At 56.5% G+C, this 24,913-nt stretch carries 21 protein-coding genes and 1 tRNA gene; 15 read left to right on the top strand and 7 right to left on the bottom strand.

What is annotated here, in order from left to right; genetic code table 11:
- Window positions 1-120: 120 nt before the first annotated feature.
- The 3 genes from glyS to ACN0WX_RS07735 all read right to left on the bottom strand — a co-directional run bounded on the left by glyS (window position 121) and on the right by ACN0WX_RS07735 (window position 5,665).
- A complete protein-coding gene (gene glyS / locus ACN0WX_RS07745) occupies window positions 121-2,442 on the bottom strand; it encodes a glycine--tRNA ligase subunit beta (RefSeq protein WP_417621713.1) in 2,322 nt (773 codons plus the stop codon).
- 112 nt (window positions 2,443-2,554) lie between these two features.
- Complete coding sequence (locus ACN0WX_RS07740; protein ID WP_417621712.1) at window positions 2,555-3,427, bottom strand: glycine--tRNA ligase subunit alpha; 873 nt, start codon at window positions 3,425-3,427, stop codon at window positions 2,555-2,557.
- A gap of 138 nt (window positions 3,428-3,565) precedes the next feature.
- Window positions 3,566-5,665 (bottom strand): molybdopterin oxidoreductase family protein, encoded by a 2,100-nt coding sequence (locus tag ACN0WX_RS07735; RefSeq protein WP_417621711.1) that lies wholly within the window; start codon window positions 5,663-5,665, stop codon window positions 3,566-3,568.
- A gap of 144 nt (window positions 5,666-5,809) precedes the next feature.
- Between ACN0WX_RS07735 and ACN0WX_RS07730 the strand changes: the two genes are divergently transcribed.
- From ACN0WX_RS07730 to ACN0WX_RS07690, 9 genes are all read left to right on the top strand, one after another.
- On the top strand, window positions 5,810-6,757 hold the full coding sequence (locus tag ACN0WX_RS07730) for a TraB/GumN family protein (RefSeq protein ID WP_417621710.1): 948 nt from the start codon (window positions 5,810-5,812) through the stop codon (window positions 6,755-6,757).
- Window positions 6,758-6,809: 52 nt separating this feature from the next.
- Window positions 6,810-7,724 carry a TraB/GumN family protein gene (locus ACN0WX_RS07725; RefSeq protein WP_417621709.1) on the top strand — a complete coding sequence of 305 codons (915 nt, stop codon included), beginning with the start codon at window positions 6,810-6,812 and terminating at the stop codon, window positions 7,722-7,724.
- A 12-nt stretch (window positions 7,725-7,736) separates the two neighbouring features.
- Window positions 7,737-8,534: an acyl-CoA thioesterase gene (locus ACN0WX_RS07720; protein WP_417621708.1), complete on the top strand. Its 798-nt coding sequence runs from the start codon at window positions 7,737-7,739 to the stop codon at window positions 8,532-8,534.
- Between the two features lie 124 nt (window positions 8,535-8,658).
- Window positions 8,659-9,330, top strand: a complete 672-nt coding sequence (locus ACN0WX_RS07715) for a 50S ribosomal protein L25/general stress protein Ctc (RefSeq protein ID WP_417621707.1) — start codon at window positions 8,659-8,661, stop codon at window positions 9,328-9,330.
- Window positions 9,331-9,441: 111 nt separating this feature from the next.
- Window positions 9,442-10,011 (top strand): aminoacyl-tRNA hydrolase, encoded by a 570-nt coding sequence (pth, locus tag ACN0WX_RS07710; protein ID WP_417621706.1) that lies wholly within the window; start codon window positions 9,442-9,444, stop codon window positions 10,009-10,011.
- A gap of 2 nt (window positions 10,012-10,013) precedes the next feature.
- A complete protein-coding gene (locus ACN0WX_RS07705; protein ID WP_417621705.1) occupies window positions 10,014-10,454 on the top strand; it encodes a DUF1330 domain-containing protein in 441 nt (146 codons plus the stop codon).
- A complete protein-coding gene (gene ychF / locus ACN0WX_RS07700; RefSeq protein ID WP_417621704.1) occupies window positions 10,454-11,554 on the top strand; it encodes a redox-regulated ATPase YchF in 1,101 nt (366 codons plus the stop codon). Before ACN0WX_RS07705 ends, ychF begins: the two co-directional genes overlap by 1 nt.
- Window positions 11,555-11,601: 47 nt before the next feature.
- Window positions 11,602-12,855: an ectonucleotide pyrophosphatase/phosphodiesterase gene (locus ACN0WX_RS07695; RefSeq protein WP_417621703.1), complete on the top strand. Its 1,254-nt coding sequence runs from the start codon at window positions 11,602-11,604 to the stop codon at window positions 12,853-12,855.
- 9 nt (window positions 12,856-12,864) lie between these two features.
- Window positions 12,865-13,311 (top strand): MaoC family dehydratase, encoded by a 447-nt coding sequence (locus ACN0WX_RS07690; protein WP_417621702.1) that lies wholly within the window; start codon window positions 12,865-12,867, stop codon window positions 13,309-13,311.
- Window positions 13,312-13,492: 181 nt separating this feature from the next.
- On the opposite strand, the gene mutL is transcribed toward ACN0WX_RS07690, so the two are convergent.
- Window positions 13,493-15,307 carry a DNA mismatch repair endonuclease MutL gene (gene mutL, locus ACN0WX_RS07685; RefSeq protein ID WP_417621701.1) on the bottom strand — a complete coding sequence of 605 codons (1,815 nt, stop codon included), beginning with the start codon at window positions 15,305-15,307 and terminating at the stop codon, window positions 13,493-13,495.
- Between the two features lie 151 nt (window positions 15,308-15,458).
- Between mutL and ACN0WX_RS07680 the strand changes: the two genes are divergently transcribed.
- From ACN0WX_RS07680 to ACN0WX_RS07655, 6 genes are all read left to right on the top strand, one after another.
- Window positions 15,459-16,496, top strand: coding sequence for a rod shape-determining protein (locus ACN0WX_RS07680; protein ID WP_417621700.1), 1,038 nt, complete (start codon window positions 15,459-15,461; stop codon window positions 16,494-16,496).
- Window positions 16,497-16,545: 49 nt separating this feature from the next.
- Complete coding sequence (gene mreC / locus ACN0WX_RS07675) at window positions 16,546-17,448, top strand: rod shape-determining protein MreC (protein ID WP_417621699.1); 903 nt, start codon at window positions 16,546-16,548, stop codon at window positions 17,446-17,448.
- Window positions 17,448-17,963: a rod shape-determining protein MreD gene (locus ACN0WX_RS07670; RefSeq protein ID WP_417621698.1), complete on the top strand. Its 516-nt coding sequence runs from the start codon at window positions 17,448-17,450 to the stop codon at window positions 17,961-17,963. Before mreC ends, ACN0WX_RS07670 begins: the two co-directional genes overlap by 1 nt.
- On the top strand, window positions 17,960-19,915 hold the full coding sequence (mrdA, locus tag ACN0WX_RS07665) for a penicillin-binding protein 2 (RefSeq protein WP_417621697.1): 1,956 nt from the start codon (window positions 17,960-17,962) through the stop codon (window positions 19,913-19,915). The genes ACN0WX_RS07670 and mrdA overlap by 4 nt, the downstream gene beginning before the upstream one ends.
- A gap of 3 nt (window positions 19,916-19,918) precedes the next feature.
- Window positions 19,919-21,031: a rod shape-determining protein RodA gene (gene rodA, locus ACN0WX_RS07660; protein ID WP_417621696.1), complete on the top strand. Its 1,113-nt coding sequence runs from the start codon at window positions 19,919-19,921 to the stop codon at window positions 21,029-21,031.
- A gap of 56 nt (window positions 21,032-21,087) precedes the next feature.
- Window positions 21,088-21,163: transfer RNA gene (locus ACN0WX_RS07655), tRNA-Lys, on the top strand.
- Between the two features lie 199 nt (window positions 21,164-21,362).
- Here the strand turns inward: ACN0WX_RS07655 and ACN0WX_RS07650 are convergent.
- The 3 genes from ACN0WX_RS07650 to lon form a co-directional block, all read right to left on the bottom strand.
- Window positions 21,363-21,626: a DksA/TraR family C4-type zinc finger protein gene (locus ACN0WX_RS07650; protein ID WP_417621695.1), complete on the bottom strand. Its 264-nt coding sequence runs from the start codon at window positions 21,624-21,626 to the stop codon at window positions 21,363-21,365.
- A gap of 304 nt (window positions 21,627-21,930) precedes the next feature.
- Complete coding sequence (locus tag ACN0WX_RS07645) at window positions 21,931-22,203, bottom strand: HU family DNA-binding protein (protein WP_323800759.1); 273 nt, start codon at window positions 22,201-22,203, stop codon at window positions 21,931-21,933.
- Between the two features lie 275 nt (window positions 22,204-22,478).
- Window positions 22,479-24,908: an endopeptidase La gene (lon, locus tag ACN0WX_RS07640; RefSeq protein ID WP_417621694.1), complete on the bottom strand. Its 2,430-nt coding sequence runs from the start codon at window positions 24,906-24,908 to the stop codon at window positions 22,479-22,481.
- Window positions 24,909-24,913: the final 5 nt, after the last annotated feature.

Below are 24,913 nucleotides of genomic sequence, written 5' to 3'. Positions count from 1 at the left end.
TGAGGATAGACACCACCCCAACCGCTCCTTTGAAGAGGAGGGCTTTTGGTTCAGGCTCGTTACCGCAAATCCTCGCTGCCAAACTTTACAAACTTTACACTGTTATGAATCAAAACTCTTCTAGCCTTCAATCTGTGAGAAATCAGCGACTTGATGGACGGCGTTGCGGAAGCGTGCCAGCAGGGCAAGCCGGGCTTCACGCCTTTCTTTGACGTCATCGTTCACGGTTACATCCTCGAAAAACTCGTCAATCGGCCCGCGCAGTGCGGCGAGTGCGGTCATTGCCGTTTCAAACTCTTCCGCTTCAATCGCAGCGGTCACTTGCGGCTGCGCCGCATCAAGCGCGTCAATCAGCGCCTTTTCGGCTTTTTCGGGCGTGTAGGAAAGCGGTTTTGCATCACCCTCCCCGTTCGTCTCGAGCGAAGTCGAGAGACCCTGCGTATCATCATCCGTGTCTCGACTTCGCTCGACACGAACGGAACTGCCGCCCTCTTTCTTCAAAATATTCGAAGCCCGCTTGTAACCGGCGAGCAGGTTCACCCCGTCCGTAGTTTCCACAAAGGCCTGCAATGCCTTCACCCGGGCGAGCAAGCGCACCAGATCATCTTCGCCACCCAGCGCGAATACCGCGTCGATCAGATCATGACGAACACCCGCTTCGCGTTGCTGGACTTTGAGGCGGTCGGCGAGGAATGCCATCAATTCATGCCGGGATTCAAACTCCCAGCTAGCAAACAATCTATTAAATTCAGACCGATGTGTTTCAGGCGCAAACTCCAATTCACGACCTAAAATATCCCCTCTGAGCAGGTCTTCGGCTCCAAATTTTAGATCCGTCTCTTTAAACCTGTGATCGAAATTAAATTTGCAGCGTTTTGCAGCTCCTTCAATCCAAGCCAACGAAGCAACTTTAAACGCTCGACCAAATTCAACCCGAATATCGTTTGTTTCCAGCAGTGAAAGGATGCCTAGCGCGGCTCTTCTCAGCGCAAACGGGTCTTTGGACCCTGTAGGCTTCTCATCAATCGCAAAAAACCCCACGAGCGTATCCAGCTTGTCCGCCAGGCTTACCGCCACCGTAACCGGATCGGTGGGCACATCGTCGCCCTGCCCGACCGGCTTGTAATGATCGCGGATCGCGCCCGCGACCGCCGCTGATTTTCCTTCTTTCTCTGCATAATAGCCGCCCATCAAGCCTTGCAGCTCGGGGAACTCGCCGACCATTTCGGTGACGAGATCGGCTTTGCAGAGACGTGCGGCCTCGGACACTTCACCATGAAATGTATCGCCGGGGCTGGGCTGGTAAAAACCATTCCCTTCTAAAGAAACCAGCCACTCGGCCAACTTGGCCACACGCTCTACCTTGTCGGCAACCGTGCCCAGTTTTTCATGGAACACGATGTTGCTCAATTTCTTCGCATGATCCTCCAGCGGTGTCTTCTGGTCAAGCTCCCAGAAGAATTTCGCATCGGAGAGCCGTGCGGCGAGGACTTTTTCATTCCCCGCAACGATTGCCTTGCCACCGTCTTTGGCGACTATGTTTGCCGTGCAGACAAAATTCGGGGCGAGCGCGCCCTGTTTGTCGCGGCAGATAAAATATTTCTGGTTCACCCGGGCGGTCAGCTGGATCACCTCTTCGGGGACATCCAGAAACGCCGAGTCAAATCGGCCGAGCAACGGCACCGGCCATTCGGTGAGGCCGGCATTTTCGATCACCAGGCCTTCGTCCTCGACCAGCGCCAGTCCGGCTTCGGATGCAGCCTTGGCGGCACCGTCACGGATGATATTCTGGCGCTCCTCATGATCGACGATCACGTGGCAGGCACGCAGTTTTTCGGCATAATCCGCGGCGTTGCCAATGGTGATCATGCCCTGATGATGGAAGCGGTGGCCGACCGTGTCATAGCCTGACTCCACGCCGTCAATTGCGCAGGACACCAGGTCGTCGCCCAGTATCGCGACGATGCCGCTCAGCGGGCGCACCCAGCGCAGGCTTTCGGTCGAGAGGCTGGCATCACCCCAGCGCATGGATTTCGGCCACGGAAAGGCCCTGATGATCGCGGGAATGGCTTCCGCGAGGACATCTTTGGTATCTCGGCCCGGTTTGTTGATCACCGCAAAATAGGTCGGGCGCCCCTTGACCTCCCGTACTTCCAGCTGATCGCGGGTGACGCCATTCTTGCGGCAGAACCCGTCCACGGCCTGATCCGGCGCGCCTTCCGGTGGCCCCTTGGCTTCCTCGCTGACCGCGTCGGTCTGCGCCGGCAGGTCTCTGGCGACAAGGGCCAGCCGTCTTGGCGTCGACCAGACGGAGATTGCGGCGGCCTTCAGGCCAGCTTCGGAGAGTTGTTCGGCGAACAGCCGTTCGAGATCGGCACGCGCCTTGGCCTGCATCCGTGCAGGGATTTCTTCGGAGAGCAGTTCAAGAAGGAAATCGGTCATGATTTTCCTCCCTGAAACGCGGCATCCTTCACGTGTTTCCGGATCCCACCTGCCAAGCGAGCCATCTCGAGAGGTCCTGAAACAAGTTCAGGATGACGATATTGATGGATCATCACGCCGCCCACCCGTTCTTCGCCATATGCGCTTCGCAACTGCCCTTGGCGAGATCGCGGACGCGGCCCATGTAGCTGGCCCGCTCCTGCACGCTGATCACGCCGCGCGCCTGCAGCAGGTTGAACACATGGCTGGCCTTGATCGCCTGTTCATAGGCGGGAATGGGCAGATTCTTCTCGAGGCAGTTTTCGCACTCGGCAGCCGCCTTGTTGAACAGGTCAAACAGCCTGTCCGTATCGGCAATCTCGAAGTTCCACTCCGACATCTGCTTCTCATTCTCCAGGAAGATATCGCCGTAAGTGACTCCGGTACCATTATAATCCAGTTCGTAAACGCTATCGACGCCCTGGATATACATGGCCAGCCGTTCCAGCCCGTAGGTCAGTTCACCGGCCACCGGCTTGCAGTCAAAACCGCCCATTTGCTGGAAATAGGTAAATTGCGTGACTTCCATGCCGTCGCACCAGACTTCCCAGCCCAGCCCCCAGGCACCGAGTGTCGGGCTTTCCCAGTCATCCTCGACAAAGCGGATATCGTGCAGCATCGGATCAATGCCGATCGCGACCAGGCTGTCGAGATAAAGCTGCTGGATGTCGGGCGGCGATGGCTTGAGCACCACCTGATATTGATAATAATGCTGGAGCCGGTTGGGGTTTTCGCCGTAGCGGCCATCGGTCGGGCGGCGGCAGGGCTGCGCAAAGGCGGCATTCCACGGATCCGGCCCCAGAGCCCGCAAGGTGGTCGCCGGATGAAAGGTTCCGGCTCCCATTTCCATATCATAAGGCTGCAGGATCGCGCAGCCGCGATCGCCCCAATATTGATGGAGTTTGAGGATGATCTGCTGGAAGCTGAGCGGCTTCGGTTCGGACAAGATGAAGACTTTCTTCGCGGCTGCAATAATTACGCGCTGCTTTGGCGAAGGCGGACACACGGGTCAAGGGAGGAATCGGGTCGGTTAGGCCAGCATGGAAAAAAGCCGCCTCCCTATCAAGCGAGGGCCTTTATAATTTCATTCCGCAGCGACCAGCGCCTCCGTTTTCTCTACTGTCACCGGCGTGGCATTGAGGATGGCATTGCCCGACAGCGGATCAAAGCTATCCGGATCGGTCAGGTCATTGAGCGAAACCCCAGGTTTCTCACGCGCTACCGACAGATGCACACCGGGTCGGCCATGTCCGAAGCCATGGGGAATGGATACCACACCGGGCATGACCTCATCGGTCACCTCGACCAGTATCTCGACGCTGTTCACCCGGCTGGTCACCCGCGCCATGCCGCCATCGAACAGGCCGCGCGCGGCTGCATCGTCGGGGTGGATCATCAGGGTGCAGCGATCCGGCCCTTTGAGCAGCCGCTTGCTGTTATGCAGCCAGCTGTTGTTCTGGCGCACGTGACGGCGACCGATGAGCCGGAGCGTGTCGGGCTGTTCCTTGCCGAGCGAAGCGGCGAAACGCTCCAGTTCGGCGAGAAAATCGGGGTGGGCGCAGTGTATCTTCTTGTCCTCGGTGCGCAGGCGACCGGCCATGCACGGCCGCATCGGCCCCAGATCGATCCCGTTGGGCGCGGCCTCTACCTCCGCCAGCGTCAGTCCGGCGGGCGAGTTGCGCAGCATTTCGTCGAGCACATCGCGCGGTTCGCGGATATTGGGGACATCCTGCCCGTCCTGCGCCAATATTGCGCGCGCCAGCTCCGCGACAATTTCCCAGTCGGTCTTCTCACCCTCCTGAACCTCAAAGATCGCCGGCGAATAGCTGGCATAGTTGCGGATCGCGAGCGGCCCGAAGAAAAACGGATAATGGTCTTTCTCCAACGGCCCGCAAGGCGGCAGAATATAGTCGGCGTGGCGGCTGGTCGCGGTGATATACATGTCGAAGGAGACCATCAGGTCGAGCTGTTCCAGCGCCCGGTCGAGCTTCGCGCCATCGGGTGCGGACAGCACCGGATTGCCACTGACCACGAACAGCGAGCGGATGCGCTCGCTGTCTTCACGCAGTATTTCGTCGGCAAAGGTGACCATGGGCAATTCGCTCATCACCGAAGGCATCGGACCGCGCACCGTATCGGCAGTACGCACCGAACCTCTGCTCACGAGATTGATCGTGTCCAGTGCCGGCTCGGGCACCATCGTGCCACCTTCCCGGTCAAGATTGCCTGCGGCGATATTGATCACCTGCACCAGCCACTGGTTGAGCGTGCCATATTCGCAGACCGAGACCCCCAATCGGCCATAAATCGCAGCAGGCTGGTCAGCGGCGAGCGCGGCTGCGATATCCTGCATGGTGGCAACTGCTATGCCGCAATGAGCGGCGAGCTGCGCCATATCAAATCCGGCGAGAGCGGGTTCGATGGTGCTCCAGCTGTCATCCAGCAACGCTTCGAGACGGGAAGTGTCGGACAGGCCGGCATCAAAAATGCTTTTCAATATTCCGATCAGCAGCGCCGTATCCGTCCCCGGCTTCACAAAATGATGCGCGTCCGCCAATTTGGCCGTCTCGGTCCGGCGCGGATCGACGACAACCAGCTTGCCGTCACGCGCGTGCATCTCCTTCACCCGCTTCTTGAAGTCGGGCACGGTCCAGATGCTGCCGTTGGAAGCCGCCGGATTGCCGCCGATAATCACCAGATACTGGCAGCGGTCGATATCAGGCACTGCCGCGAGGCTGACATGGCCGTACATATGATATTGCACGAGATGATGGGGAATCTGGTCAAGCGTCGAGGCGGAATAGAGGTTTTTCAGACCGATGGCGCGGCGCAACTGGGCAATCTGCGTGGTAATGCCATAATCATGCGCGCTGGGATTGCCCATATACATGGCCGGCTTTGCACCCTCCCCCTTGAGCGCCGTCACTTTTGCCGCAATTTCCGAAAAAGCCTGTTCCCAGCCTATCTCCTGCCACTCCCCATCGACCTTTTTCACCGGTTTGTGCAAGCGGTCGGGATCATCCTGCAGATCGGCGATGGCAGTACCCTTGGGACAGATATGGCCACGGCTCAGCACATGATCGGGGTTGCCCTTGATCGAGCGAATCTCGCGGCCCTCGACCTCGATCAACAGGCCACAATTGGCTTCGCAGATATGGCAGGTCCGGGCGTGGATCATACTCATCGGGAAACTCCTTGATTTAACCATTCGATTAACAGATTCGCCTGACGGTAGCCAGTACCTGCTGACCGTCGCTCATATTTTGCTGGGAATTTGCCGTCATTTGTTGAATGAAGCCGGTCGGATCTTCTGTGGGAGTAACTGTTCATGCTGCGTCACTGGCTTCCCAAAGCCTTATTGCTCCCGTTATATCTAACCCTGACCGCTTGCCCGGCGGTGCAGCAGGAGGCGGCGAGCGCAAGCGACAAAGCTGTTACCGAGACTGCCCACAAGCCGGCCGTCATGCCGGCTGATCCTGATCCCGCTCTTTGGGTGATAAGGGACCGGGACACGACGATTTATCTGTTCGGCACCATCCATATTCTGAAACCCGGAATGAGCTGGTTTGACGAAGCGGTGAAAGAAAGTTTTGATGCTTCGGACGAGCTGGTCGTCGAAATGATCAAGCCAGACCCTGCGGTCATGGTGAAAATCGTCACCGAACTGGGGATCGACAAGACCGGCGTTTCGCTGCGCGACAAATTAACCCCGGAAGACCGGGCGGACTATGAAGCCGCTCTGATCAAGCTGAACCTTCCCGTCGCAGCCTTTGATCCGCTCGATCCATGGTTTGCGAGCGTCAACCTGTCGATCCTGCCACTGACGCGAACCGGATATCAGGCCGATCAGGGTGTAGAGGATGAATTGCTTGCCCAGGCGGCTGCCCGGGCGATCCCGATTACCGGTCTCGAAACGCCCGAGCAGCAACTCGGTTTCTTCGACAATTTGCCCGAAGAGGTCCAGATTCGCTTTCTCAATTTTACCGTCGACACAATTGATGAAGCCGTGGACGGCATGGAGATAATGGTTGCCGAATGGGCCAATGCCAATGTTGACGCGCTCGGTGAATTGATGAATGCTGGCTTGGAAGACCGGATTTTATACGAAACGCTGCTGGTCAACCGCAACGCCAATTGGGCGGAATGGGTCGATCAACGGATGGAAAAGCCGGGTACGGTGTTTCTTGCTGTCGGTGCGGGCCATCTCGCCGGAGAAAGCAGTTTGCAGGCATTGCTCGCCAAAAAAGGACATGTTGCGGAACGCGTCAAATATTGATTTTTAACAAAGCCGGACTTTCTTTTCCCGGCCCTTACACCAAATAGGCATCATGCGTATCATCACCTCTATACTGACACTGATAGCGTCCGTGCTACTCTCCGGATGCAGCAACGCGCCGGCAGCGCCCCCCCTGAATATGGTCAAGACCGGAACGCCTGCCCTGTGGAAAGTCAGTGGCACACAGCCTGGGCAAGTGGGCGTGGCCTATATGTTCGGGACAATCCATATTTTGCCCGATGACGTGCAATGGCGCACCCCGGTACTGGAAGCCGCGATTGCGGATTCCGACCGTTTGGTGATCGAGGTGCTCGGACTGGAAGACACCCGGAATGCGGCAAAAATATTTTCCCGTCTGGCGGTGTCTCCCGGACAGGAAAAGCTTGATGCGCGTATCAAACCATCTTTGCGGGACGAGCTCGACCGCATCGTCGACGCATCCAATATTTCCGAGGGGTCACTCAACCGTATGGAAACCTGGGCCGCAGCCCTGTCCCTGGCATCGGCGCAGACCAGAAATCTCGGGCTCAAGTCCAGCGGCGGCGTAGAGAAAAAACTCACCGCCCAGTTTGAAAGCGCGGGCAAGCCGGTCGAGGCACTCGAAACCATCGAATTGCAACTCGGTTATTTCGACAAGCTTCCCGAAGCGAAACAGCGTCAGATGCTGACCAGCGTTGTCGAGGAATCGGATGACGCCCGGGAGGCATTTGAACATCTGTTCAACGCGTGGATGACCGGCAATATCGAACAGATTGTTACGCTTACCGATAGCGGCATATTGACCGACCCTCAAACCCGCCAATATTTGCTGGTCGCGCGAAATCTCGACTGGGTCGATCAACTGGACAGGCGTTTGCAAAGACCCGGCACTTCTCTGGTCGCCGTCGGGGCAGCTCATCTTGCCGGACCGGACGCGGTTCAGGCAACGCTTGCAAAACGCGGCTATAAAATCGAAAAAATTCAATAATCAGGGCTTCGCATGACATTTATATTTGATCAGGAAACCGCGCTCGTCGCGCAGGAAGACGGGCAGTTTACGATCGAGGCGAGCGACGTCTATCGGAACCCGACCGGCATGGCCTTTGGCGGATGGATTGCGGCCATTGCTGCCCGCGCGGTCGAAATGCATCCCGAGTGTCGCGGCCCGCTGGTGTCACAGCAAATTATTTATATGACCGGTATCGGTCCCGGCGAGGTCAGGATTTCCGTCAAATTACTGCGCGCGGGATCCTCGACCCAGTTCTGGCGGGTCGAGCTTTCGCAAAATGGCGCGATGACCAACGCAGCCGATATCGTCACCAGCACCCGCCGCCCGACCGACATCGATTATCAGGTGGCAATGCCTGCGACAAAATTACCGGATGATTCCATTTCCCTGCCATCGGTCAATCCCATGGCACCAAAATGGGTCAGCCAATATGATCAGCGCATCGCCAAGGGCATACCTTTTGCAGTCAACGAGTCCCCCGAAGGGATCGTCTGGATCAAGGAAGCGGACGGACGGCCGGTCGACCGGGTCAGTCTTTTCTCGATTCTGGACACACCCATGCCGCGGACCTTTTTTGTCACCGAACAATTCCGTCCCGGATCCACCGTGGCCATGGCAACTTATATTTATGCCAGCGATGAGGATCTGGCAGCCGCAGGCAGCGATTTCATGTTGTTGCGAGTAACGGGAGCAACGGTCAGGAACAGCGCGACAGACGGGCGGGTCGAGATCTGGTCCCAGAACGGTATATTGCTTGCGACCAGTTCGCAGATCGGCTTTTTTCGCTAGCCTCTTTCGCCCGAGCAAATCTCTTGCTTTTGCAACAATCCGACCTTATAGCGCCCTCTTTCCGGCCATGAGCACCCTGGAGGCGTGGCGGAAATCTAACAAAACCTAATTTTGGAGCAACATTATGAGTGATCAGCTGACTATTTCAGCCGAGCCACGCGAACGGGCTGGCAAGGGAGCCTCCCGTGCACTGCGTCGCGAAGGCCGTGTCCCTGCCGTTATCTATGGCGACAAGAAAGAAGCCGTGGCAATCCATGTCGAAGCGCGCGAGTTGAACAAGCTTCTCGGCACCGGCCATTTCATGAACTCGCTGGTTCAGGTCGAAGTCAACGGCAAGAAAACCCGGACCCTGCCAAAGGATGTTGCTTTTGATCCGGTCTCCGACCGTCCACTGCATGTTGATTTCTTCCGTCTTGCCAAAGGCGCGAAGGTTCAGGTCAATATTCCTGTTGTCTTTATCAACGAAGAAGAATCCCCGGGCCTGAAACGTGGCGGCGTGATGAATGTTGTGCGTCACGAACTCGACCTGATGTGTGATGCGGACCATATCCCTGACCAGATTGAAATCGATGTAACCGGTCTGGAAATTGGTGATTCGATCCATATTTCCCACGTTACCCTGCCCGACGGCGCGGAAAGCGCGATCACCGATCGTGACTTCACCATCGCCGGCGTGGCCGCACCATCGGCCCTGAAGTCTTCTGACGACGAAGCCGAAGAAGGTGAAGGCGAAGAAGGTGAAGAAGGTGCCGAAGGCGAATCAGCCGAAGGCGAAGAAGGCGGTTCAGACGACTAGACCTTCGCTCACTAAACAATGTAACGAAAAACCGTCCATGCCGACCAATCAGGGCATGGGCGGTTTTTTTGTCCGGCAGGAAGCTCCAGGCGAGCGGAAAGAGCGTTTGAAATGCAACTATGGGTCGGCCTTGGCAATCCGGGCGCGCAATATGCGATGCACCGGCACAATGTCGGTTTCATGGTTATCGATGCTCTGGAAGAAGTGCATGGTTTTCCCGCGCCCAAGCAGAAATTTCAGGGCTGGACCATGGAGGCCCGGCTGGGCGGCGAGAAACTGATCCTGCTCAAGCCTGCAACCTTCATGAACGAGAGTGGCCGCAGCGTGCGCGCCGCCATGGATTTTTACAAACTGGAACCCGAGGACGTCACCGTCTTCTATGACGAGCTTGATCTTGAACCGTTCAAGATCAAGGTCAAACGCGGCGGCGGCGCAGCGGGTCATAATGGCATCCGCTCAATGATCGCCCATATCGGCCCGGACTTCCGCCGTGTGCGCATCGGTATTGGCCATCCCGGCCACAAGGCGCGGGTCACCGGTCATGTGCTCGGCAATTATGCCAAGGCGGAAATCGATGATCTGGCCCATATGCTGGGCGTGGTCGCCGACGAGGCCGAGTGGCTGGCAAAGGGTGACGATGCCCGGTTCATAAGCGAATATGCCATGCGGATGCAGGATTGATGATGACCGATGATGCTGTCTATCTTGATGTAAGCCAGGAAAATGGTCGCGATTTTATAATGCGGGGCATTGCGGGGCCGATCACCATGCTGAATTTGCTTCGGTTTAAACCGATTGCCGATTATTCACAGACACCGGAGTTGAAACCCGATGCTGAATATACGGGCAAAGAGGCATTTGATCTCTATATAGCGCATACATTGCCGTTTCTTGAAGACAGCGGTGGAGAATTGTTGTTTTACGGGGACGGCGGACACTGGTTGATCGGGCCTGCCGGAGAAGGTTGGGACGCAGCAATGCTGATTAGACAGGCCAGTGTTGAATCTTTCATGGCCTGGAATTCCAACACAGCCTATCTCGCCGGTATTGGTCACCGAACAGCAGCAATCCGGGACTCCCGGATTTTGCCGCTGGTCGAAAATCTTGATAACAGGAAAAAATAATGGGTTTCAAATGCGGTATCGTTGGCCTTCCCAACGTCGGAAAATCAACGCTGTTCAATGCACTGACCGAAACGCAGGCGGCGCAGGCGGCGAACTATCCGTTTTGCACGATCGAGCCGAATGTCGGCCAGGTCGCCGTTCCCGATCCGCGGCTGCAGCAGATCGCGAAAATTGCGAACAGCGCCAAGATCATTGAAACCCAGCTGGCCTTTGTCGACATTGCCGGCCTGGTCAAGGGCGCCTCGCAGGGCGAAGGACTGGGCAACCAGTTTCTCGGCAATATCCGCGAGGTTGACGCCATCGTGCACGTGCTACGCTGCTTCGAGGATGATGACATCCAGCATGTTTCGAACAAGGTCGATCCGATTTCGGATGCCGAAGTCGTCGAAACCGAGCTTTTGCTCTCTGATCTCGAAAGCCTCGAAAAGCGGGTGCCCGCCTTCCAGAAAAAAGCGACAAGCGGCGACAAGGAAGCCAAGATTGCCGCCAGCGTTTTGGGACAGGCTCTCGAATTGCTGCGGGAAGGCAAGCCGGCCCGCCTTACCGTGCCCGAAGGGGACGAAGAACAGCGGATTTTTGACCAGTCCCAACTGCTGACCGCCAAGCCTGTGCTTTACGTCTGCAATGTCAACGAAGGCGATGCTGCCAATGGCAATGCGATGAGCGCAACCGTGTTTGAAAAGGCCAAGGCGGAAGGGGCGGAAGCGGTAATCGTCTCCGCTGCGATTGAATCCGAACTGGTCGGCATGGAACCGGAGGAGCGCGACGAATATCTCGCCGAGCTGGGACTGGAAGAATCCGGCCTCGCCCGGGTCATTCGCGCTGGCTATCAGCTGCTCAACCTGCAGACCTTCTTCACCGTCGGCCCCAAGGAAGCGCGGGCTTGGACCGTCCACAAGGGCGCAAAAGCACCCGAGGCTGCCGGAGAAATCCACAGCGACTTCGAACGCGGATTCATTCGCGCCGAGACCATCGCCTTTGATGACTATGTTGCCCTGGGCGGCGAAAGCGCCGCCCGGGAAGCCGGAAAACTGCGCCAGGAAGGCAAGGATTATGTTGCCAAAGATGGCGATATCTTCAATTTCAAGTTCAATGTCTGAATTGTCATAAAGGCTGGCTAGGCCAGAATACGCAAGGAGCAGAACGCATGATTCGATCAATTTTCTCGCTGATTCTGGCCAGCTTTCTGTTGGCTGGTGCTCCTGCCTTTGCTACCGCGACGACGCCCGAACAGGACGATGTCGCCAGCGAAAAAAGCGAATTGCGTGCACCGGTCACGATTTTAATCTCGATCGATGGCTTCCGCCCTGATTATCTGGAACGCGGGATCACGCCCCATCTCAGTGCGTTGGCGTCAGCAGGCATATATGGTCCAATGCGCCCGTCCTTCCCGAGCAAGACCTTCCCCAACCACTGGACGCTGGTGACCGGCAAAACGCCCGATCATCACGGAATTGTCGGCAACACGATGGAGGATGCCGCGCGGCCGGGTGAAGTTTTCAAAATGGCGACCAAGGATCCCTTCTGGTGGAATCAGGCCGAACCAATCTGGATCACTGCCGAAAAACAGGGAATCCGCACCGCCACCATGTTCTGGCCCGGATCAGAAGTGGATTTCAATAGCCTGCGTCCGGCGGACTGGTGGCCATTCAACCAGAATCTGTCCAATGACCGCCGGATCAATGCCGTGGTCGACTGGATGCGGCGGCCTGCCAATATCCGGCCCAAGCTGGTGACGCTCTATTTCGATACGGTCGACATGGCCGGTCACTATCATGGTCCTGCGCCGAGCGAAAAACTGCACGCTGCGATCACCGAGGTGGACAGTGAAATTGGTCGTTTGAAACAGCAACTGGATAGCCTGGGACAGCCGGTCAATTTCGTAATCGCGTCGGACCATGGCATGACCGAAACATCGCCCGAACGGATCATACAACTCGACCGGATCATGGCGCGCGACCAATATCATCTGGTCGAAGATGGCAATTATGCCGGATTCGAGCCGATAGATGGCAATATCGATGCATTACGCGCGGCCTTTGTCCGCCCGCATGAACATATGCAATGCTGGGACCGCGACAATATTCCGGAGCATTTCGCTTATGGCAAAAATCCGCGTGTGCCGTCTATCCTCTGCCTGCCGGACATCGGCTGGGTGGTCTATCAGGATGTCCCGGAATGGATGACCGGCATTGGCGGTGGCCATGGCTATGATCACCGCGATCCCGACATGATGGCCTTTTTCCTGGCAAGCGGCCCGGCTGTTGTCAAAGGCAGTCAATTGCCGGCCTTTGACAATGTCGACATTTACTCTCTAGTCGCGAGACTGGCCGGTATTGTCCCGCAGCCCAGCGACGGTGATCTGACCCCGTTTGAACCCTCACTGCGTCCCTCAAGATAGGCGTCAATCATGCTTTATTATGAAGATATAGAAATCGGTGTGGTCGAGAAATTCGGCCATTATGAAGTCACCCGCGAAGAAGTCATAGAATTCGCGACAAAATATGATCCGCAGCCTTTTCACCTCGACGACGAGGCGGCCGCCAAAACCCATTTTGGCAAATTATCTGCCAGTGGCTGGCACACCGGTTCCATGGCAATGCGGATGATGGTGGAGAACTTCAAGAAGCACGAAAAGGCGGGACTGGGCTCCCCCGGCATTGACAATTTGCGCTGGATCAAACCGGTTTTTCCCGGCGACATCCTGCGCTGCGAAAGCGAGACACTCAGCAAAAGGCGTTCCGAAAGCCGCCCGGAAATGGGGATTACCATTGGCCGCCTCACCGTTTTCAACCAGAATAACGAGCCGGTGATGACAATGGAGAGCACCGGGTTGATCAAGGTTCGCGGGGACTAGTTTCTTTCATATCTGTGACGGCGCAGACATATCTTTGACGGCGCAGACATATCTTTGACGGCGCAGACATATCTTTGACGGCGCAGATTTCTTTAGACCGAGAATATGTCCAAAGGGCGTCCGCGCATTTATTGTTCGGGGCTATCCTGTCAAATCCCCTTCCGAAATATACCGAGATTCCCTATTTTCGCCCGAACAGCTTTTCGACATCGTCCAGCGCCAGTTTCACCCAGGTCGGGCGACCGTGATTGCACTGACCGCTATGCGGAGTCACTTCCATTTCCCGGAGCAGCGCATTCATTTCCGCGACGTTGAGCACCCGCCCTGCCCGCACCGAGCCGTGGCAGGCCATGGTGGAGGCAACATGGTCGACGCGTTCCTTGAGACTGAGCGCTTCATCATAGGCACCCAGTTCATCGGCCAGATCGGTGACCAATTGCTTCACATCGCCCGAACCCAGCATCGCGGGTGTTGCGCGCACCAGCATGGCCGTGGCGCCGAAGCGTTCCAGTTCCAGCCCGAATTCCAATAGTTCCGCGACGCGCGCTTCAAGCCGGTCACAGGCATTTTCGTCCAGTTCGACAACTTCGGCCATGAGCAGCGCCTGCGAGGGCACCGTACCGCCCTCGACTGCCTTGCGCATCCGCTCGAGAACAAGCCGTTCATGAGCAGCGTGCTGATCCACGATCACCAGTCCGTCCTCCGCCTCGGCAACGATATAGGTTTTTGCGACCTGTCCGCGGGCTATGCCGAGTGGGTGGCGCGCGGCGTCCGGTACCGGCGCAGACGCCTCTTCTGCCCTGCCCATCAGAGGCGCAAGTTCTTCCCTCGAATCGCTCGACTGGAAGGATGAAAAAGCGCCACGCCCTTCTTGCATTACCGCCGACGGATAGGGTTGTTGTGCCACGCTCGTTCGTCCTTGCGAGGTAAAAATGCTGGCCTGGGGGTCGGGTGCGGCCGGCTCGCTCTGCCATTTTGCCAGCGCCGATTCGGCTGGCCTCTGAACCGCCCGGAATCCGCTTTCATCCAGTGCCTTGCGCAGGCCACTGACAATCATCCCCCGGATCATGGCCGGTTCCCGGAATCGCACTTCGGTCTTGGCGGGGTGGACATTTACATCAACCAGCTCTGGCGGCATATCAATGAACAAGGCCACCACCGGATGACGGTCCCGCGCCAGCATTTCGGCATAAGCGCCCCGTACCGCACCGACCAGCAGCCGGTCCTTGACCGGGCGACCGTTGACAAACAGAAACTGGTGATCGGCAACCCCGCGATTATAAGTCGGCAGGCCAGCGACGCCGGTCAGGCGAATCTCTTCGCGCTGCAGATCGACACCAACACTATTCCCGCGCAGATCACGGCTGGTTAGCGCGGCGACGCGCTCCGGCCCCGTTTCTCCGCCCTGGACCGCGATTGCCTTGCGCCCCTGATGTTCGAGCGTGAACCCGATATCGGGACGCGCCATGGCCAGTCTTCGAACGATATCGGTACAGGCCGCATATTCGCTGCGCGCGGTGCGCAAAAATTTTCGTCTGGCCGGGACATGGCCAAACAGCCGCTCCACCCGCACCTTCGTTCCGGGCGGAATTGCAGCTGGTCCCTCTTCGATCAGTTCGCCATGGTCGATTATCCGGTACCAGCCATCTTCGCCGGCCATCCGGCTTTCGATGGTCATCCGCGCCACGCTGGCTATCGACGGCAAAGCCTCTCCGCGAAACCCCATGGTCGTCACCAGTTCAATCGCCTCGTCGGGCAATTTTGACGTCGCGTGACGCTCAAGGGCCAACGCAATATCATCGCGGCTCATCCCGCAACCATTGTCGGATACCTGGACAAGATCGAGACCACCCTCTTCCAGGCGAATGTTGATCTGGCTTGCCTCGGCGTCGATCGCATTTTCGACCAGCTCTTTGAGGGCACTAGCAGGTCGCTCGACAACCTCGCCGGCAGCTATCCGATTTATCAGGCTATTTGGGAGTCTTCTTATTGACATATCGCCGTTCCTAGCCCAAGCGACCATGCCAAGCGACCCCTGATTTTCTGGGCGGTGCCCATGGTTAATTTCATGACCTGTTCAGCTTAACTATCGCTTGGTTCAATCGATGCAGCAAGGCCTGCAAATATAAGAAATTACGGACAAAATTATGTTTGAAAATCTGTTCAAGTTCCGCTCGCAAGATTTGGCGATCGACCTCGGCACGGCGAATACAGTGGTGTATGTACGCGGTCAGGGGATTGTTCTCAACGAACCATCGGTTGTAGCAATCGAGACAATCAACGGTGTCAAGAAAGTCAAAGCCGTCGGCAATGACGCCAAGATGATGATGGGCAAAACGCCGGACAGCATCGAGGCCATTCGTCCGCTGCGTGACGGCGTGATCGCCGACATCGACGTAGCCGAGCAGATGATCAAACATTTCATCCAGAAGGTGAATGGCAAGAGCAAGCTGTTCAGCTATCCGGAAATCGTGATTTGCGTTCCCAGCGGCTCGACCTCGGTTGAACGGCGCGCCATTCGCGATGCCGCATCAAATGCTGGTGCGCGTCAGGTATTTTTGATCGAAGAGCCGATGGCAGCCGCCATTGGTGCCGACATGCCAGTCACCGAGCCTATCGGATCGATGGTTGTCGACGTCGGCGGCGGCACCACGGAGGTCGCGGTGCTTTCGCTGCGCGGCCTTGCGTACACCACTTCCGTACGTACCGGCGGTGACAAGATGGATGAAGCGATCGTCTCTTATGTTCGCCGGCACCACAATCTGCTGATCGGCGAAACGACTGCCGAGCGAATCAAAAAAGATTTCGGCGTTGCACAGGCGCCGGCCGATGGCGTGGGACATACTATCCACATCAAAGGCCGCGACCTTGTAAACGGAGTACCGAAAGAAATTTCGATCAACCAGGGCCAGATTGCAGAAGCGCTGAGCGAGCCGATCGGGACAATTATCGAGGGCGTTCGCATCGCGCTGGAAAATACCGCGCCGGAACTGGCAGCGGATATTGTCGATCAGGGCATCGTCCTGACCGGCGGCGGCGCGCTGATTGCCGGTCTCGACTCTGCTCTTAGCGACGAAACAGGATTGCCGGTAACGGTAGCTGAAGATCCGCTGGCCTGCGTCGCCATCGGAACGGGTCGTGCAATGGAAGACCCGATGTTCAGAGGCGTTTTGACCACCGCCTGATAGCGAGGATTTAATGGAACAACGACTGGAAGCGAAAGGATAAACCGTTATGGCGCCGCCAAACAATCGGCGTCCAGGATTTTCCAAGCGGGCGCAATATAGTATTTTCGCCAGCTATTTACTGGGCATATTGGGAGCGATCTTGGGTCTGCTTCTATTGCTCGTCTCCTTCATCGATCCTCAGGGGTTTTCGGCTCTTCGCACGGTTGGCGCAGAAATGATGGCACCGGTCAGCAAGACACTTTCAAACGTCGGTGGTGCCACAGGCAATGCCGGGAATGAAATTTCTGCCTATTTCAATGCTGCGTCCAAAAATGCCGCGATGAAGCGAGAGCTTGAGCAGAATCGTATAGAAATCCTGGAAGCCCGCGCCCTCAAACAGGAAAATGAACGGCTCAAGCGGCTGTTGAAACTGAATGAGGAAGAGCCCGATTCAATCGCCATGGCCCGGCTGATCAGCTCTACCGCGTCGAGTTCGCGCCGTATCGCGACGCTCGGTGTCGGCAGCAGCAGTGGTCTGGAGCCCGGGCAGCCTGTTCGCTCGCCGGAGGGACTTGTCGGGCGCATATTGGAAACCGGACCGACCACCGCACGGGTACTGCTCGTATCGGATAGCAAAAATGTTACCCCCGTACAGCGGGCCAGCGACAGCCTTGCCGCCTTCGCCACCGGTCGCGGTGATGGCACGGTCGACGTGCAGCCGATTAACATCGGCACCAACCCGTTCAAGGGCGGGGATCTGATGATAACGTCTGGCAGTGGGGGCCTGTACAGCCCGGGAATTCCGGTCGCGATCGTCATCCGGAAAACCGAAACCGGCGCCATAGCGCGGGTATTGGCCAGCCCGGCAAAAGTGAGCCACGCCATTGTTCAGCCGATTTTCCAGGCTGAGACGGTGCGCCAGATCGAAGAGAATTCCGCGGCTGATCTGGACGAGGAAACCGGCGAATAGTGCCCAACTCCTATCATTCCAGAATTGGCCGGCAACCCTCTCAACTGCGGATCATGGTCCTGCCGCCGCTAACGGTTGTCATCGGTTCCATGATAACCGCCCTGCCGATCATCACCGACTATCCCATTTTACCGCCCATGGGTTTGCTGGTGATGCTGGCATGGCGATTGATTCGACCTGGTTTCTGGTCGGCCTGGGCAGGTTTTCCTCTGGGTTTGGTCGATGATATATTCAGCGGGCAACCCTTGGGTAGCGCTGCATTCCTGTGGTCGTTAATTTTCATACTGCTCGATACGTTCGACCGAAAGTCGGTAAGGCGGGACTATTGGCAGGACTGGCTTATCGCCTCCGTTGCTATTATTTCTGTGCTAGTAAGCGGTATGCTGATCGTCGACTTCCATTCCAATATACTTCGGCTGGACTTGCTGGTGCCCCAGATTCTTCTGTCGATCCTGCTCTATCCGTTCATTGCCCGCCTCGTCGGTGCCATAGACCACTGGCGGGTGGCTTCATGAAACCAGCCAAGACAATCAGCAGTGCCATGCAGGAGCTCACCTTCACGCGCAGGGCGACGGTGATCGGCGGCTTGCAAATCGGCGTTGGCTTGCTGCTCGCGGGCCGGATGACCTATATTTCAGTGGCGGAAAACGAGCGCTACAAGCTTTTATCGGAAAGTAATCGTGTCAACCTCACCCTCGTTCCGCCCCGGCGTGGCTGGCTGATTGATCGTAATGGTAAGCCGATTGCCGACAACAAGACCGATTTTCGCATCGATATCATTCCTGACCGGCTGCAGGACAAGGAAAAAACCGTTGCGACGCTGGCAGAATTGCTGGCGCTTGATCCTGAAGAGTTGACGCGGATCAACAAGGAACTGGAGCAGGCCACCAGTTTTCAACCGGTCCAGGTCGCCACCGGTCTTGATTGGGAAGATTATGCCGCAGTCAGCGTCAGGCTACCCGACCTTCCCGGTGTTTCTCCGCGTCAGGGCTTCTCCCGCAACTATCCCACCGGACCCGCCATCGGGCATCTCGTCGGTTATGTCGGCATAGCTTCAGCAGAAGATTATAAAGAAAACCCTGATCCGATATTGATCACCCCGGGATATAAAATCGGCAAAGACGGTGTCGAGAAGATGTTTGAGGACCGCTTGCAGGGCGAACCTGGAGCAAAGCGGGTAGAAGTTACGGCGCGCGGCAAGATTGTCCGGGAACTCGACACACGCCCCGATGTTCCAGGCAAGCCATTACAACTGACTCTCGACATTGATCTGCAGGAATATGCCGCTCGCCGGCTGGGTCCGGAATCCGGTTCGGTGGTCGTCCTTGATTGCCTGACCGGTGACATTCTGACCATGACGTCCATGCCCTCCTTTGATCCCAACAGCTTCTCCGATGGCATCGGTGTCACGGAATATGGCATGCTGCGCGAAGACGATCACGTTCCATTGCTCGACAAGTCCCTGAAAAGCCTTTTCCCGCCAGGCTCGACGGTAAAGCCGATGGTTGCCCTTTCCTTTCTCGAAGCCGGACTGGATCCCGATGAAGCGGTCAATTGCAATGGCGGCTTGCAAGTCGGCAATCGCCGCTTTCGCTGCTGGAAACGGGGTGGCCACGGGCGAGTCGATATGGCCAAGGGAATCTACCAGAGCTGCGATGTCTATTTCTATTATTTTGCCCAGAAAATCGGAATAAACCCGATCGCCTTAATGGCCAACCGGCTGGGGCTCGGGCAAAAATATCCCTTACCCGTCGCAAGCCAATTTTATGGCACAGTCCCCGATCCGGCCTGGCTCCGCAAAAAATATGATCGGGAATGGCAGGCCTATGATACGGTCAACACCACAATTGGTCAGGGTTATATGCTGGTCAACCCTACCCAGCTCGCGGTCATGGCGGCGCGGATTGCGACCGGGAAAAAAGTGATCCCACGCCTGATAATGGACAAGAAAAAGACTCCAATCGAAACTTTAAATCTTGATCCGGAGCATCTCATCTATGTGCAGAAGGCGATGAGCGACGTGGTCAACGGACCGGGCACGGCCGGGCGGGCGCGGCTGCCACTTGAAAACGTCAAGCTCGCTGGCAAGACCGGCACGGCTCAGGTCGTCAATCTGGATTTCGGACGTGGCGGCCAGGATGTCGCCTGGAAATATCGCGACCACGGGCTGTTCATCTGCTTTGCCCCCTATGACAATCCCCGGTACGCGGCGGCGGTCGTCATCGAACATGGCGGCGGATCTGGCGCGGCCTATCCCGTTGCCCGGGACGTCCTGACCTTCCTCTATGACCGGCAAAAGGCGATGGATATTCTCACGGGTCTGGAGGCATCCTGGGGCGGAACGATAAAGGAGCGCATGGACAAGAAATTGACCGCCTATCGCGCCAAGCAGGAGCTGGAAAAGGCGATGGCCGAAAATCCCGCTCCGGTCCAGACTGAAGCTGCAGATGCCGGCCCCGGAGAATAGAAATTGAGTGATTTCATTCCGGCACCGATTGCACAGCTTCCGTGGAAAACAATTCTGCTGCTGTTCATGATGGCCAGCTTCGGCTTCATCGTTCTTTATTCTGCGGCTGGCGGGAGCCTCACCCCATGGGCAGGACTGCACATGGTCCGCTTTGTAATCTTCCTGGCGATGGCGGTAGTGATGTCCCGGTTCAAGGAATCTTTCTGGAAGACCATGGCGTTCCCGGCCTATATTGTCGTTGTCATCATGCTGCTCGGTGTGGAGCTGATCGGCGCGGTCGGCGGCGGCAGCCAGAGATGGCTCAACCTCGGATTCATCCGGCTCCAGCCCTCGGAGCTAATGAAGGTTGCCATTATTTTGGCGGTCGCCCGTTTTTACGACCTGCTGCCCCCTAGCCGTATCCGCAGCTGGGGAGCCATCTGGCCGCTTTTTGCCCTGCTGGCCCTTCCCTGCGCGCTCATATTGCTCCAACCCGACCTTGGCACCACGATTACAGTCGTCACCGGTGCCCTCGCCGTAGCCTTTCTGGCCGGATTGCCGCTACGGCTGTTTATCGGGGGCGGTGCGGCAATTGCGATACTTGCCCCATTAGCCTATTTCTTCGCGCTGGAAGAATATCAGCAACGGCGTGTGACCACCTTTCTGAACCCGGAAAATGACCCGCTGGGTTCCGGCTATCATATCAGCCAGTCAAAGATCGCAATCGGCTCTGGCGGCCTGTTCGGCAAAGGCTTTCTCAACGGAACCCAGAGCCATCTCGACTATCTGCCCGAGGGTCACACCGATTTCGTCTTTGCTACCATGGCCGAGGAATGGGGGCTGTTCGGCGGGCTGTTGGTGCTTTCCGGATTTTTCCTGCTGTTCCGCTGGGGGCTCGGCGTGGCGATGAAAGCAAAAACCCGTTTCTCCCAGCTCACCGCAGCGGGATTGACGGTAACAATCTTCTTTTACGTGGCGATCAATCTGATGATGGTCATGGGACTGGCGCCGGTTGTCGGCATTCCCCTGCCCTTCCTCAGCCATGGTGGCTCATCGATGATGACCATCATGATTTGCGTCGGGATTTTAATGTCCATCGACCGCCATCCCGGTCGGCCGGGCAGCGTCTTTGGATGAATATGCAAAGCAATATGTTGCTTTCATAAAATCCGACCCTATATAGCCCCTCTAGTGGACGCTTAGCTCAGTTGGTAGAGCAGCTGACTCTTAATCAGCGGGTCGTGGGTTCGAACCCCTCAGCGTCTACCATTTTTACCGATAACGAAACCATCCGGCGGATGGTTTCCGGCACCCTCCTCTTTGCGCACAAACGTTTTTCAGCCAGCATCGACCGCGGAAACACCGATGAGGCGACGCTAGATCATCTCCCATTAAAAAAGGCAGGATTCTCTTCGAGATCCCGCCTGATATTTCCAAGCCAAAGCATCAAAAAAAGGGCCGCCCAACGCTAGCGCAGCTGGCTATCCTTGCTTCCTCGCCGGTTGATGCCCGCACTCGCCCGGTTCGCATCGCGCGCCGACTGGCACGCAACACAAGTTCGTGTGCCGGGCAAAGCGCGGCGGCGCGCTTCAGGGATTTCTTCGCCGCATTCCGCACAATATTTCGCCGCTTCTCCGGACGGCATATCGGCCCGCGCGCGCTTCACCGCGTCGGCAATCGTGTCGTCGATCTGATCCTGCACTGCACCATCGCGCGCCCAACCGCCAGCCATAGAAAGTTCCTAATTTTACCTATTGATGAAAGACTGAATATAGGAGTTAACGGCCAGAATAGAAAAAGGTTGCCGACGCAGCCGTATCGGCCCCGTAATCAGCCCTGCCAGCCCGCTATGCCACCCTTCCTGGCGGCAAATATTTGCCCGGAAAGCCGGGCTGCCCCTGCTGCATTGCGGTCAATGCGGGCTTAGGTGCCATATATATAGAAAAAGGCGGGCTTCTTTTCGAAGTCCCGCCCGATATTTCTAGAACAAAGCGCGAAAAAAATGGGGAGCGATACTCTGCTCCCCTGTTTAATTCTTAGTTGACGGCGTCTTTCAAGCCTTTGCCGGCTTTGAATTTTGCTTGGGTCGATGCTGGAATCTGCATCGGTTCACCGGTACGCGGGTTGCGGCCGGTTGATGCTTTGCGTTTTGAGGTTGAGAACGTGCCAAAGCCAACGAGACGAACTTCGCCGCCGCTGGACAATGCGCTGGTGATCGAATCGAATACGGCATCTACCGCTTTACCGGCATCGCTCTTGCTGAGGCCGCTGTGATCCGCAACGTTACTGATAAGATCCTGTTTATTCATTATGGGTATCCCCCCTTCTCTGGTGGCAATTCTGATTGAATCGCGACTTTGTCTAACCGCAGTAATGCGAAATTATCACGATGAGTCAAAGAGAAATCGCTGTTTTCTGCGCCAAACACGCTTTTTTTACGTCAAATGACAGTTAATATCGTGGTAGCAATCAACCCGCCGACCATTTCGGTTATGATACAGACGGATTTCACCTTCGTTGCAAAAGTGCGACTCGATAGTGACACGCCGCCGATATGAGGCCGACAATAGCTGGCGGCAAGCGTTCAATGCCGCGCAGCTAGACCCACCTCATCGACCACCGGTGCGGTGGCATGACTGGCAAGCTCGTCTGCATCGCTCCACTCGATCGGCTCGACCTTTTCGGCGAGCGCCTCGGCGAGCACTTCATCAACATGGCTCATCGGAATGATTTTCAGTTTCGAGGTGATGTTTTCCGGAATTTCTACCAGATCCTTTTCATTGTCAGCAGGGATCAAGACCGTTGTGATCCCGCCACGCAACGCAGCAAGCAGTTTTTCCTTCAGTCCGCCAATCGGCAATACGCGTCCGCGCAGCGTGACCTCACCGGTCATCGCAACATCGCGGCGCACCGGAATTCCCGTCAGGGTCGAGACGATAGCGGTCACGATTCCAACACCGGCTGACGGACCATCTTTGGGTACCGCGCCTTCAGGAAGGTGAATATGGATATCCTTGCGGCTGAATATGCTCGGCTTGATACCATATGACGGTGCCCGGGCCTTCACAAAGGAAAGCGCCGCCTGCACCGATTCCGTCATCACTTCGCCAAGCTTGCCGGTCGTCTTGATCTGACCCTTTCCGGACACGGTGACAGATTCAATTGTCAGCAATTCGCCGCCAACCTCCGTCCACGCGAGACCGGTCACGGCACCCACCTGATTCTCTTCCTCACTTACACCGTGACGGTATTTTTGAACTCCGGCATATTCGGCAAGATTTTCGGGGGTGATTTCAACGCTCTTATATTCCCCTTCGAGAATTCGGCGCAGTGCCTTGCGCGCCAACTTGGCAATCTCGCGCTCCAACGTTCGCACACCAGCTTCGCGGGTATAATAGCGGATCAGGTCGCGCAGCGCATCATCACGCAGCGAAAACTCGCCCTTTTTCAGACCATGCGCCTCAATCTGCTTTTCCAGCAGATGCCGTTTCGCAATCTCGACCTTTTCATCTTCGGTATAACCTTCGAGCCGGATGATTTCCATCCGGTCGAGCAAAGGCTGGGGCAAGTTGAGCGAATTGGCGGTTGTCACGAACATGACGTCCGAAAGGTCAATATCGATTTCGAGATAATGATCCTGGAATTTGTCATTCTGTTCAGGATCCAGAACCTCGAGCAGCGCCGACGCCGGATCTCCGCGGAAATCCTGCCCCAATTTGTCGATTTCGTCGAGCAGGAACAATGGATTGGACGTGCCGGCCTTTTTAAGATTGGAAACAATCTTGCCAGGAAGGGAACCAATATAGGTCCGGCGATGACCACGGATTTCCGCTTCATCACGAACACCGCCGAGCGATTGCCGGACAAACTCGCGTCCGGTGGCCCGGGCGATCGAGCGTCCAAGCGATGTCTTGCCGACGCCGGGAGGGCCCACGAGGCACAGGATCGGGCCTTTCAGCTTGTTCGTACGGGACTGGACCGCAAGATATTCGAGGATGCGTTCCTTGACCTTTTCGAGCGCGAAATGATCATCATCCAACACTTTTTCAGCTTGCTTGATGTCTTTTTTCAGCCGCGATTTTTTGCCCCAGGGCAAGCCAAGCAGCACATCCAGATAATTACGCGTTACCGTGGCTTCGGCGGACATGGGTTGCATGCCCTTGAGTTTTTTCAGCTCGGTGGTCGCTTTCGCTTTCGCTTCCTTGGAAAGCTTCAACTCCTTGATTTTCTTGGCGAGTTCAGCCAGCTCGTCGCCTTCACCCTCTTCGCCATCACCCAGTTCTTTCTGGATCGCCTTCATCTGTTCGTTGAGATAATATTCGCGCTGGGTCTTCTCCATCTGGCGCTTGACGCGGCCGCGGATTTTCTTCTCCACCTGCAATACGCCCAGTTCGCCTTCCATGAAGGCAAAGACCATTTCCAGGCGTTTGGTGGGATCGCTTTCGATCAGCAGACTCTGTTTGTCCGCAACTTTCACGTTGATATTGGCGGCCACAGCATCGGCAAGCCGGGCAGCGTCGTCAATTTCGCCCAATTGTACCACCGTTTCGGCCGGCATCTTCTTGTTGAGCTTTGAATAATTTTCAAATTGGTCGACGACCGACCGCATCAAAGCAGCAGATTCCGTGCTTTCGACGACCTGCTCGTCGATCAGATCGACATTTGCCAATACATAGCCGTCCGGCTTCTCGTCGAGAGACTGATGTCTGGCGCGCTGCTTGCCTTCTACGAGGACACGGACCGTGCCATCGGGCAATTTCAGAAGCTGCAACACCGTCGCGACGACACCAAGGTCATAGAGCTGATCACGCGACGGATCATCTTCCGTCGGATCAAGCTGCGCAACAAGGAAAATTTCCTTGTCCGAATCCATCGCTTTTTCCAAGGCGACGACCGATTTGTCGCGACCGACAAACAACGGCACGATCATGTTCGGAAACACTACAATATCGCGCAATGGCAATAGCGGTAGTGCTTTGGTTCCTGGGGCAGGGTTTGATTCGGTCTCGGACATTTTTA

Origin of the sequence: Parasphingorhabdus sp. (assembly GCF_048269915.1) — a bacterium.
In the GTDB taxonomy this organism is placed as follows: Bacteria; Pseudomonadota; Alphaproteobacteria; order Sphingomonadales; family Sphingomonadaceae; genus Parasphingorhabdus.
Note: the sequence above shows the minus strand (reverse complement) of the source record. Positions and strands in the feature narration are given on the sequence as shown.